Genomic DNA, 11,040 nt, shown 5'->3' with positions numbered 1-11,040 from the left:
GGGGTGGTCAACGGCCGGGAGGCGATCGTGATCGAACACGTGATCCGAATGGCCCGCGACGTCGCGCCCGACTGGCCCACCTCGGAGTTCGACGCGACCTATCGTGTGGACATCGACGGCGATCCCGACATCCACTGCGTGATGACGCTCGGCGATGCCGAAGGCCACGGCGCCGGGCACGCCGCGATGGCGTCGACGGCCATGCGGGTGGTCAATGCCATTCCCTATGTCGTCGACGCGCCCCCGGGCCTGCTGAGCTCGCTGGACATTCCCACGACGCTGCCGCTTTACGCCTTCGACTGAGCGTGTAACGTGCATCACCAAGATTAGGCCACCTAGGAGTTTGCCGTGTACACGCTGCGCTTCGACATGCGCGATCCCGAATGGGCCGCGCCCCCAACCGATCTGTACGCCGCGGCACCCGAAATGTGCGCCTGGGCCGAGGAACACGGCGGTCTGGCCGCTGTGCTGTGCGAGCATCACGGGTCGGAGGACGGCTACCTGCCGTCACCGCTTCTGCTGGCCTCGGCCGTGGCCGGGCGAACGCAGCGTCTGGCGCTGAGCCTGATCCTGATTCTTCCGTTCTACGAAACCGTGCGTCTCGCCGAGGACATGGCGGTCCTCGACATCATCAGCAACGGGCGGGCGTCCTACATCCTGGCGTTGGGCTATCGGCCCGAGGAGTTCGAGCACTTCGGTGTGCCGATCAAGACGCGTGGCCGCCTCTGCGACGAGAAACTCGCGCTGTTACGGCGACTGCTTGCCGGTGAAACCGTCGTCGAAGACGGACGGCGGATCACCGTCACACCGCGCCCGCTGACTCCCGGCGGGCCGGGACTGATGTGGGGCGGCGGAACATTGGCAGCGGCCCGCCGGGCCGGCAGGTATGGCCTGGGCATGCTGGGCAACGCCAACGCACCAGGCATGCAGGAAGCCTACGAAGAGGCCTGCCGGGAGCACGGCCATCAGCCCGGGCCCACCTTCTTTCCCGACCGCGACACGCCCTCGGTCGTCTTCGTCGCCGACGACGTGGAGCAGGCGTGGAAAGAGATCGGCGAGCACCTGCTGCACGATGTGCGCACCTATGCCGCGTGGAACCCCGGGGACGAGACGACGGCGGGATTCAGCCACGTCAACACCGTGGACGAGCTGCGTGCGACCGGGACATCGCACGTGATTATCTCTGTCCCCGAGGCGATCTCGCGGGTCCGCGCCGGCCAGGTCCTCAACCTGTCACCGCTGTGCGGCGGGCTGCCACCGGACGTCGCGTGGTCGTATCTCAAGCGCGTGGGAGAGGTTGTGCTGCCCGAGGCTCTTGGGTGACCGCCGGGGCAAGTAATTACTCGGGTTGATTCGGCATGCCCGGAAACAACTGCTCCGTCGGTCCCGCGGTCACCCAGCCGCCCAGCTTCGTGACGAGGTGCGGCGCGAAAACCGCGCCATAAAGGACGTTTCCGACGACGACCACAGCGACGACGGACAGCAGCGACGAACCCAGGCGGCTCTTCGCCCTGTTCTCGGCCCATATCTCGATGACGTTTCGTCCTTGCGGGTCGGTGCGGCCCAGTAGATAGGTGAAGACCATCATCTGGATGGCCATCGCGAGGGAGTCGTACAGCGGGTACTGATGCACGGTGCCCTCGCGGATCGCAAGCCCGGGAATGACCCGGCCGTAGTAGAACACGCCGAGCTTGGCGCCGAGGAACCCGTTGAAGAACAGCGCCCAGCAGAAGCCGACGACAAGACCGACCACCAACAACGTTGGGGGCCTTCGCCATCCGAACCGACCGCTCAACCATCGCCCGAGCGCCGTGCCCGTCACGGCCGGCAGCACGAAGTAGGAGATGTAGCCGACGGGAACGAACAACGGCAGTCCACCCCACGTCACGTTCAGCGGCCACCACGACGGCATGCGGGGGATGGCCGGCGGGAACTGCGCGTACATCGCCCAGTCGTAGGGGGCCTCGATCCACGAAAACGACATCGCCGAGATGCACAGCAGCAGGAGGGGGTGGAGGCGGCGCCGCCGAACGCTGAGGTACACGCCTAGAGCGGTGAACCCGATGCCCCCGACGAGCGCGAAGTCACTCGCGGCCTGCATCACGGGCGTCATCTGGGAGCTCACCGATCGTGTCCTTGAGCCCGGCGGGCCTGCGGGTCGAAGCGCAACACCAGCCCGAATATGAGGACGATCAGCCCGAACAGCGTGCCCAGCATGATGACGGCGCCCACGGTCGCACCCCTTCCTACGCTCGACTCATTAGATAGTGCACACTATCCTAAAGACAGTCAACAATCGGGCAAGGAGCGAAACCGTGCCCCAGCGGCCACCCAGCACGAAACCCGCCGCGGCGGAAGCGCCGCCCCCGGCGAACCGCCGACCGCGTGGCGCTCCGCGCAAGCTGCTGCTCGACAGCGCCCGGGCGCGCTTCGCGCGCCAGGACTACCGCAGCACGACCACGCGTGAAATCGCCCAGGCCGCAGGCGTTACCGAGCATCTGTTGTTCCGTCACTTCGGTTCGAAGGCGGCGCTGTTCCGCGAGGCGCTCGTCCAGCCGTTTACCGACTTCGTCGCCGAGTTCGGCCGGACCTGGCAATCGGTGGTCCCCGAGGAGACCGACGAGCAAGAGCTGGCCCGACATTTCGTCGGACAGCTCTACGACGTCTTCGTCGAACACCAAGGTCTGCTGCTGACGCTGATGGCGTCGGAGGCACTCAGCGAGGAAGAGAAGGCCGACGCCGGCATCGCCGATATCAGACGGGCGATCACGGCGCTCGGGGAGATCAGCGCGGAGGGCATGCATCTGCGGGGACTGCGGTCGGACCATCCCGACCTGCCCGCTCACTCGACGGTGGCAGTGATCGCCGGCATGGCCGCGTTGCGCTCCACCTACTTCGGCGCCAAGCCGCCATCTCGAGAGGTGATCGTCGAAGAACTCACCCAGGCAATCCTGCATGGCTTCCTACACCGAAACGACTGAGCGAAGGGACTGACAATGGCCGGCACCAGCACGATCGACTTGTACTACGACCCGTTCGACTCCGATATCGACGACAACCCGTACCCGGTGTGGAAGCGCATGCGCGACGAAGCGCCGCTGTACTACAACGAGAGGTACAACTTCTTCGCGCTGAGCCGGTACGACGACGTGGCGCGCGAGCTGCCGAACTGGCAGACCTACCGATCCGGCCGCGGGACCACGGCCGACATCTTATTCGCCAATATCGAAGTGCCACCGGGCATTCTGTTGTTCGAAGACCCGCCGCTGCACGACCTGCACCGCCGCCTGCTGTCCCGTGTCTTCACGCCGCGGCGCATGCTGGCCGTGGAGAGCCTGGTGCGCGACTTCTGCGTCCGCGAGCTGGATCCGCTGATCGGTGCCGGCGGCTTCGACTTCATCGCCGATCTCGGGGCGATGATGCCGATGCGGACCATCGGTTACCTGTTGGGCATTCCCGAGCAGGATCAGGCCAAGATTCGCGATCGCGGCGGGGCGTACATCGAGTTGTCCGAGGAGCGCGACCCCGCCGCGGTCAACGCGAAGCTGTTCGAGGAGAGCATCGTGGTGTTCGCCGAGTACATCGAATGGCGGGCCGATCACCCCTCAGATGACCTGATGACCGACCTGCTGCGGGCCGAGATCGAGGAACCGGACGGCAGCCGGCGGCCCCTGTCGCGGACCGAGGTGCTGGCCTACACCGCCATGATCGCCGGCGCCGGGAACGAGACCACGGCCCGGCTGATCGGCTTCATGGGACAGCTGCTGTCCGATCACCCGGATCAGCGCCGCGAACTGGTCGCCGACCCGTCCCTGATCCCCGGCGCGGTCGAGGAGACGCTGCGCCACGAGCCGCCCTCGCCGGTGCAGGCCCGCTACGTGGCGCAGGACGCCGAGCTCCACGGTCGGGTCGTGCCCGAGGGCTCGTACATGTTGCTGCTCAACGGTTCTGCCAACCGCGATGATCGGCACTTCACGGATCCGGACCGTTATGACATCCACCGCGGTGGCAGCCACCTGAGTTTCGGGCAGGGCCTGCACTTCTGCCTGGGCTCCGCGCTGGCCCGGATGGAGGGTCGCGTGGCCCTCGAAGAGGTCCTCAAGCGCTGGCCCGACTGGGAAGTCGACTACGTCAACGCCCAGCGCGCGCACACCGCGAGCGTGCGGGGGTGGGCGCGCCTGCCCGTCGTCACCGGCTGACGCTGCTGGCCCTGCCCGCTGAGGGTGCCCGGCCAGCCGGGCACTCGGCCGGGCTAGGAGGCGCTTTGGTCGACCAACACCGCACCGTCGGGCTGGTTGCCGAGTGTCTGCAGCGGAATGTCGCCGCCCTGGGCCGTGAGCCGAAAAATCTCGGCCAGTTGGCCGGGCGCGTCGCATTGCAGGTAGTGATCGGCGCCGGGCACCACCCAATAGCGGTTGCGGCCGGGCTTGTTCTTCAGGTACGTCTGCCAGACGTGATTTGGGACGCGTAGCGGCGCGACGCTGTCATGCAGCCCCCACACCAGGGTGGTGTTGACCGGGCTCTTGGAAAGTGCCTCCAGCCAACCTGTTTCGTCCGCGGCACGCTCGTGCAGGTATTGGATGGTGTCGGGCAGCACGCGGATTCCGTCGTTGTGGGCGAAGCACTTGGCCAGCGCGGCGATCTCCGGGTCGTCGGTTGTCCGCCGCGGCATAAAGGTGCTGGCTCCCAGACCCGCCGCCAGCAACTCCGGCGTCGTCGCCTCCGCGGTGGGCCTACCGGTCGCGAAGTCAAGCAGCGCGGTCTGGAATGAGGTGAGGTTGGACAGCGGTAGGTAAATGTTGGCGTTCGTCACGATGAGGTCGACGGGCGCGGCCGGCGGATCCATGGCGGCCAGCATCTCCAGTGCGATCATGCCGACGCTGCTGCCGCGATCGTGGGTGAGCATGCGGTATTCGGTCAGATTCCACACCTGGGTGATCGCGTAGACAAGCAGACGCGCGTCGTCGTAGAGCGAATACACATACGGCTCGGCCGGCTTGTCGGACAGGCCGTAACCCGGGAAGTCCAGCAGGTAGATGTCGAACTCGGAACCCAATTCAGCGGCCAGGGCGAAATAGTCGATGCTCGACGTCGGGAAGCCGTGCACGAGGACCAGGGCGGGGGCGCCGGGTGTGCCGCAGCGGCGACTGAACACCGCGACTTCGTGCGCATCGTTGGCGGCGGTCGTTGACCGCCAACGCAGTTCAGTGCCGCCGGTTTGCCACTCCGCGAAGATGTCCAAGCTGCCAGCATCGCAGAGGCGACGACGGTAGACAACCGTTTCCGCGGCACTGCAGTTACGGACAGGTGACGTGCACCCCGAAAGTCACCGGGCGCGTGCCGCTTTGGCCGGGCGTTGTCGCTTCGCCGGTTCCGGTGACCGTGTAGCTCTTGCCCTCCTTGGTTGCCTGGACCTGGGTGGCCGACTTGGTCGACTGGTAGGGCAGTTGGTACTGACCGTTGGCCAGCGTCAGTGAAATCGCGAATCCGTCCACCATGGGCGGCTTCTCGTCGGACAGGGCCAGCGACACAGACGCCGTGTCGTCGTGCACGGTGATGCGGGTGGTCAAGTCCCCGGATTCCGGTGGCGATGCGTTCGGTTGCGCCGCCGAACTGGCGCAGCTGACCGCCTTGGTCATGGTGTGTTTGTTTCCGTCGATCATGACGGTCGTGGTCACAGCAACCGGGCTCGAACTCGGGGCGGACGCCGGCTGGCCGCCCTTGTCCGAACAGCCGGACAAACCGGCCGCCAGAACGATCCCGGCGGCCGCGAGGACACACCGATTGGTCATCTCACCTCCGTTGTCAGCGAGGACGATAGGTTCCCTTCGTTTCGGGAAGGTCTCATTTCTCTGGCGACCAGTCAACCGGGGGGTTCACCGCCAGGCTTCCCAACTGACCATGCTGCGCAGCGGTCCGGCGAAGATGGGCCGTACCGCGCCCGTTCGCCACCGCTCTTCGATGACGGGGGCCAGGGCACGGGTCGTGGTCAGCGGGTCGTCGTCGAGGTAGACGACGGTAATGTATTGGTGCTCAGTTCGCCAGCCCCGCGGTAGGCGGCTCCAGCCGACGCTGGAACCGAATGTCCAGGCGCCGGCCGTGCCCGGCACGCCGAGCAGCGCCGGGTGGTGCTCGGCATGCAACCACTGCAGCCACCCCTCCGGGCGGCGTCCGTCAACGGGTTCTTCGACGATCAGCACGATGCCGCGGTGCGGCCGGAACGGCACCACCTCGGCGGAGACGAGCGCGTGCGGGGCGCTGTGCCATTGCAGCAAGCGCAGGCCGGCAACTTGCAGGGACGGCCTGACGACGGGAAAGCGGCCGTTCTCGCGCAGCGCGCGGCCGAGGGCGACGAAGTCGTCGAAGGTCTCCTCGACGGGGTCACTCACCAGATAGTGCACCGCGTTGCCGATCTCACCCAGCGGGCCGCGGGCCGCCAGTCGGTGCTGGGGATAGTCGCCGTCGGCGATCCAGCGCAACCCGTGCAGGATGCCGGGAAGTTGATACTGCTCCGGCATGTGATCCAGCAGGTGCCAACGCAGATAGCTGCCGTCGTCGTCGGCCGGCGCGGCGGCGGTGAGGCTGAATATGCCTGCCCTGACGCGGATCACGCGGCGCCGCCGGGGGAGTGCAGTTCGGCGAGCGCCTGCAGGTTGTCCAGGTAATGCTGCAGCGAGATGTGGCGGAAGACGGCGGGCACGATGGTGGCGCCGTGCGCGACGGCCTCGCCGATGGCGTCGCGGGTTTGCTCCGGCTCCTTGATCGGGTCCAGTGCCGTCGATGGCGGCAGGACAACCTCGAAATCGGATCGAAGATCGAAGCGGCTCAACCAGTCTCGCGCCTGAGGCAGGGTCACGTTGAAGGGCGCCCAGCCGTCGGCCAGGTTCGCGGCGCGGCGCAGCGACCGCAGCGTGCGGCCCCCGATCCAGATCGGGATACGGTCCTGCACCGCGCACGGATCGACGACCATGCCGTCGAACGAGTAAAACTCGCCGTGGTAGGCGGGTTCGGGCACGGACAGCGAGGCGCGTAGCGCCTTGAGGGCGTCGTCACCTCGCGGTCCGCGGTCGTCGAAGGGTGCGCCGATGAGCTCGAACTCCTCTTTGAGGCTGCCGACTCCGACGCCGAGGATGAGCCGGCCGCTGCTCACCTTGTCCAGCGTGCCGTAGCGTTTGGCGATCTCGAGCGGATGGTGGTATCCGAGCACCAGCACGTTGGTGGCCAACCGGATTCGTTGGGTGCGTGCCGCCAGGTAGCCGAAGGTGGCCAGCGGATCCCAATAGCGGGTACCGCGGCGGTGCGCCTCGGCCGCGGGCAGCGCGATGTGTTCGCTGCAGGTCAGGTGGTGGTAGCCGAGCCGATCCGCCGCCTCGGCGATCCGCGCCAGATCGTCGATGGAAGCGTGTTTCTCCCAGTCGCCGCTGGTCTTCGGAAACATCGTCACTACGGGTGTGGCCACCGAGAGTCGTGGGGCGCTCATCCCTGCATGTACCCTCCGGCGTCGACGGGGATGGATTGGCCGGTGATGGTGCGGCTTTCGTCGCTGGCCAGAAACAACGCCAGGTTGGCGACATCTTCGGGCGCGGAGATATCCTGCAGGGCAACGCCTTTAAGGGCCTTGGCCCGCTGGGTGGCGAAATCGATCCCCCGCTCGTCGGCCGTGCGTTGCACCCATTGCCGCCACAGCTCGGTATCGATGGCGCCGGGCACGATGCAGTTGCACCGGATTCCGTAGGGCCCGACCTCCAGCGCGACGGTCTTGGTGAACGCCCGAAGGGATGCCTTGGCGGTGACGTAGTGGGTCTTGCGGACGATGCCGGAATAGCCTGCCGTGGAAGAGAAGTTGAGGATGACGCCGCGACGGCGCGCCAGCATCGACTGGTTGAGCACTTCCCGGGTGCACAGCATCGCCGCGGTGACGTCGATGGCGATCGTGGCGTTCCAGTTCTCCAGGGTCTGCTCCCAGATCCAGCGGTCCTGTCCGGGCGCGGCGGCGTTGTTGCACAGAATGTCGACCTGGCCGAATTCGGCGACGGCTCGCGCCACCATGGCCGCGATGTCTTGCTCGTCGGTCACATCCGCGCGCATCGCGATGGCGCCGGGCCCCGCGGCGTGGGCAGCCTCGCGCACCAGCTCTTCGCGTCGCGCGGCCAGCAGCACCTTGGCGCCCTCCCGGACGAACAGCGCGCCCAGCACGGGCCCCAGGCCGGTGCTGGCGCCGGTGATGATCGCGACCCTGCCGTCAAGCCGGCCGCTCATTGCGCAGTCAACTTGCGGGCACGCATGTTTCGAGCCAGGCGTGGATTCTCTCGGCGACGGCGCGCCACCCAGGGTCGAGCATCATGTCGTGGCTCATCTTAGGGAAGATTTCCGCTTCGGTGTCGTAGGCGGCCGCGGTCGCCCGGACTTCCCGTGCCGTGAAGCACACGTCGTCTTCAGCCCCCAACACCAACAGCGGTGTGCTGACGAGCGCCGGTCTGGGCAGGTCGTGCCACAACATGTCAATCGCGATCTTAAGGGCGTACTCCTCGCAGAGTTCGGCGGCATAGCGCGCCACGTCGGCTTCGGAGTTCGACTGCGAGAAGAAGGTCTCGCGGGCCAATTCCGGTGTGGCGCCGACACCGCACAACGACCTGGTCCTGGCCAGGCCGCTGGCGGTGTACCACGGGTGTCGCTTGAGCCTGCGCGCCAAGAATCCGCGGATTCCGTTCGGGGGTACCGACGCCAGCAGCACGGCGGCCGCAGCGTCGTGCGACTCCAAGTACTTCTGGACGACGAAGCCGCCCATGGAGTGGCCGACTATCACCGGTCGTTGCGGCAACCGGTCCGCGACCGTGGCGATGTCGGCAACGAAGTCCGCGATCGAACACAACCGCATCGACTTGAGAGCCGGGCTCTTTCCGTGACCGCGAAGGCTCAGCGCCAACGCTCGGTGGCCCTTGTCCGCGAAGAAGTCCAGGAAATGCTCGTCCCAGCACCAGGCGCCGTGCCACGCACCGTGGATGAATAGCACCGGCGGCTTGTGGGATTCGCGGCGCGGCGTTCTGTCGATCACTTCGAGCATGAACGTGCTCCTCTGTGGCGCGCCCAGGGTTGCCTGCAACGCCGCTGAGACTAACCGCTGGCCCGCCCGCGAAGGGCCGGAATCAGCAAAGCCGCGACCGAAGTCGGTCCCGCCCGCGGCTGTGGTGGCGTTTACTGGGTCGATGCGTGCTGGTGCGGATCGCGGTGAGCGGCGCACGCTGGTGTTGTCCGCCTTTCCGGCCGAAGCCGACGCGGTGCTGTCCCACACCACTCTTGACCACGACCCGGTGGTCGTGGCCGACCGGCGGCACTTCTATCTCGGCGCGATCGCCGACAAGAAGGTGATCGTTTCGATGACCGGCATCGGTCTGGTGAACGCCGTCGACACCACCGAGGCCGCGTTGGCTCGCTTCGCGCGCGGATCGTCCAACGAGATTGAGGCGGTTGTGTTTTCGGGGGTCGCCGGCGGGGCGGCGCGCATTTGCATCGCGGACGTGGCCGTACCGGCGCGCTGGACACTGGACAACGGCACGACGTTTCACCCGGTCGATCCCGCCATGCTGGCCACGGCCGAGAAGCTCTCCGTCGCACTGGAAAGCGTCGCCGGCAGGATCGATCTGCGACGCCGGCCGCGAATCGTCGTCGGTGGCGACGGTTGCAGTTGGGACAACAACAACGGCGTGGCGTTTCCCTGTATCCCGAACGGCGGCGATGTTTTCGGCTGCCAGCCCCGCCGCGCGCCCGATCGGTCGCTGCGGTACACGGGCAATTTCCGGCAGGCGGCGGGCCGCTGGCTCAGGAGCGCGCTCATCAGCAACCTGAACATCGTCTCGACGTCGGACCCGGCCTACGATGCGACGGACATGGAGACCGCGGCGGCGCAGGCCGTCGCCGATGCGCACGGTGTCCCGTTCCTGGGCATCCGGGCCATTACGGACGGGCCGGGCGATCCGCTCCACCTGCCGGGCTTTCCGTTCCAGTTCTTCTGCTACAAGCGGATCGCGGCGAATAACGCCGCCCGGGTGACCGCCGCCTTCCTGCAGAGCTGGGACGGGTGGTGACCGTTACTCGGGACCGCGGGCGACGGCACGGGCGGGGTCCGAACACCATTCGGACCACGACCCGGGAAACAGCGCCGCCTCCCGGCCCAGCGCGGCGAGCGCGGCTACCGTGACGCTGGCAGTCACGCCCGAGCCGCAGTAGGCGCCCAACGGGCCGCCGTGATCGACGCCGTGTTCGGCGAGAATTTGACTGAGCGCGTCGCCGCCGACGAACGTGCCGTCGGCCGCCAGGACGGCGGTACTGGGCAGGTTCGTGGCGCCGGGGATGTGGCCGGCGGCGGGGTCGAGCGGTTCGATTTCGCCGCGGAAGCGTTCGGGCGCCCGCGCGTCGAGCAGCGTCACGGCGCCGTCGCCGGCTTGCTCGGCGGTCAGGGCGGGCCGGCTTCCGGCGTACAGATCATCGTGCGGCACAGTCACATTCCCGGGCTGCGGTGTCACCCGCCCCGTTTCGAGGCTCCGTCCCGCCGCTCGCCAGGCGGCCAGGCCGCCGTCGAGGATGCGGACGTCGGGCAGGCCGGCGGCCGTCAACACCCACCAGGCGCGCGCCGAGCCGGCACGATTCCAGTCGTCGTAGACCACGACCGGCACGCCGTCCCGGATTCCCCACCGGCGGGCGGCGACCTGCAGATCGCCTCCCGACGGCAGCGGGTGGCGGCCGCGTCCGGCGATCGTGTGATCGCTGAGCTCGTCTTCGAGGGATGCGTACACCGCGCCCGGTAGGTGGCCGTCCAGGTAGGCCGGCCGCCCGTCGGGCTCGTCGAGGCGCCATCGCACGTCGAGGATGGTTACCGGATCGCCGGCCTCGAGGAGGCCAGCCAGCTCTGCGACGGTGATCAACACCTGGTCTCGGGTTCCCACCGATTCGCCTCCCTGATCGTCTGCACCGAGCCTAGTGGCCGCGCGAAAAGCGGCGCCGTTCTCCCAAGGGGTGGCGTAGCGTCCTGGTGAGCGGTAG

At 67.4% G+C, this 11,040-nt stretch carries 12 protein-coding genes and 1 pseudogene; 5 read left to right on the top strand and 8 right to left on the bottom strand.

Translation table 11 applies throughout. The features are described 5' to 3' along the window. Together A5781_RS22750 and A5781_RS22745 are read left to right on the top strand one after the other, a co-directional pair. Positions 1–303: pseudogene (locus A5781_RS22750) on the top strand (dihydrodipicolinate reductase); the annotation flags it as partial. Positions 304–348: 45 nt separating this feature from the next. Next, positions 349–1,323, top strand: coding sequence for an LLM class flavin-dependent oxidoreductase (locus A5781_RS22745; protein ID WP_067212271.1), 975 nt, complete (start codon positions 349–351; stop codon positions 1,321–1,323). A 16-nt stretch (positions 1,324–1,339) separates the two neighbouring features. On the opposite strand, the gene A5781_RS22740 is transcribed toward A5781_RS22745, so the two are convergent. Beyond that, positions 1,340–2,125, bottom strand: a complete 786-nt coding sequence (locus tag A5781_RS22740; RefSeq protein ID WP_067212266.1) for a spirocyclase AveC family protein — start codon at positions 2,123–2,125, stop codon at positions 1,340–1,342. A gap of 190 nt (positions 2,126–2,315) precedes the next feature. Between A5781_RS22740 and A5781_RS22735 the strand changes: the two genes are divergently transcribed. Next, on the top strand, positions 2,316–2,981 hold the full coding sequence (locus A5781_RS22735) for a TetR/AcrR family transcriptional regulator (protein WP_067212263.1): 666 nt from the start codon (positions 2,316–2,318) through the stop codon (positions 2,979–2,981). A gap of 15 nt (positions 2,982–2,996) precedes the next feature. Next, on the top strand, positions 2,997–4,199 hold the full coding sequence (locus A5781_RS22730) for a cytochrome P450 (protein WP_067212261.1): 1,203 nt from the start codon (positions 2,997–2,999) through the stop codon (positions 4,197–4,199). Between the two features lie 53 nt (positions 4,200–4,252). On the opposite strand, the gene A5781_RS22725 is transcribed toward A5781_RS22730, so the two are convergent. From A5781_RS22725 to A5781_RS22700, 6 genes are all read right to left on the bottom strand, one after another. Continuing rightward, entirely contained in the window at positions 4,253–5,242 is a 990-nt protein-coding gene (locus tag A5781_RS22725; RefSeq protein ID WP_067212258.1) for an alpha/beta fold hydrolase, read from the bottom strand. Between the two features lie 55 nt (positions 5,243–5,297). After that, entirely contained in the window at positions 5,298–5,792 is a 495-nt protein-coding gene (locus A5781_RS22720; RefSeq protein ID WP_067212255.1) for a lipoprotein LpqH, read from the bottom strand. Between the two features lie 84 nt (positions 5,793–5,876). Beyond that, positions 5,877–6,608 (bottom strand): hypothetical protein, encoded by a 732-nt coding sequence (locus A5781_RS22715; protein ID WP_067212310.1) that lies wholly within the window; start codon positions 6,606–6,608, stop codon positions 5,877–5,879. Further along, entirely contained in the window at positions 6,608–7,480 is an 873-nt protein-coding gene (locus tag A5781_RS22710; RefSeq protein ID WP_067212251.1) for an LLM class F420-dependent oxidoreductase, read from the bottom strand. The genes A5781_RS22715 and A5781_RS22710 overlap by 1 nt, the downstream gene beginning before the upstream one ends. After that, positions 7,477–8,259: an SDR family NAD(P)-dependent oxidoreductase gene (locus tag A5781_RS22705; protein WP_067212248.1), complete on the bottom strand. Its 783-nt coding sequence runs from the start codon at positions 8,257–8,259 to the stop codon at positions 7,477–7,479. Before A5781_RS22705 ends, A5781_RS22710 begins: the two co-directional genes overlap by 4 nt. 7 nt (positions 8,260–8,266) lie before the next feature. Continuing rightward, positions 8,267–9,064, bottom strand: coding sequence for an alpha/beta hydrolase (locus A5781_RS22700; RefSeq protein WP_067212245.1), 798 nt, complete (start codon positions 9,062–9,064; stop codon positions 8,267–8,269). On the opposite strand from A5781_RS22700, the gene A5781_RS25305 reads away from it, so the two are divergent. After that, positions 9,021–10,085 (top strand): hypothetical protein, encoded by a 1,065-nt coding sequence (locus A5781_RS25305; protein ID WP_231990792.1) that lies wholly within the window; start codon positions 9,021–9,023, stop codon positions 10,083–10,085. The genes A5781_RS22700 and A5781_RS25305 overlap by 44 nt on opposite strands. Before the next feature lie 3 nt (positions 10,086–10,088). Here A5781_RS25305 and A5781_RS22690 read toward each other — a convergent pair whose 3' ends face one another. Next, positions 10,089–10,943 carry a sulfurtransferase gene (locus tag A5781_RS22690; protein ID WP_067212241.1) on the bottom strand — a complete coding sequence of 285 codons (855 nt, stop codon included), beginning with the start codon at positions 10,941–10,943 and terminating at the stop codon, positions 10,089–10,091. Between the last annotated feature and the right edge of the window lie 97 nt (positions 10,944–11,040).

This window comes from Mycobacterium sp. 852002-30065_SCH5024008 (genome assembly GCF_001665645.1).
GTDB lineage: Bacteria > Actinomycetota > Actinomycetes > Mycobacteriales > Mycobacteriaceae > Mycobacterium > Mycobacterium paraffinicum.
This window is presented reverse-complemented; position numbering and strand designations above follow the sequence as displayed.

Excerpts from the sequence above, each read along its gene's own strand:
- A5781_RS22710 (WP_067212251.1), bottom strand. The coding sequence starts at position 7,480 with ATGAGCGCCCCACGACTCTCGGTGGCCACACCCGTAGTGACGATGTTT.
- A5781_RS22700 (WP_067212245.1), bottom strand. The coding sequence starts at position 9,064 with ATGCTCGAAGTGATCGACAGAACGCCGCGCCGCGAATCCCACAAGCCG.
- A5781_RS22705 (WP_067212248.1), bottom strand. The coding sequence starts at position 8,259 with ATGAGCGGCCGGCTTGACGGCAGGGTCGCGATCATCACCGGCGCCAGC.
- A5781_RS22720 (WP_067212255.1), bottom strand. The coding sequence starts at position 5,792 with ATGACCAATCGGTGTGTCCTCGCGGCCGCCGGGATCGTTCTGGCGGCC.
- A5781_RS22730 (WP_067212261.1), top strand. The coding sequence starts at position 2,997 with ATGGCCGGCACCAGCACGATCGACTTGTACTACGACCCGTTCGACTCC.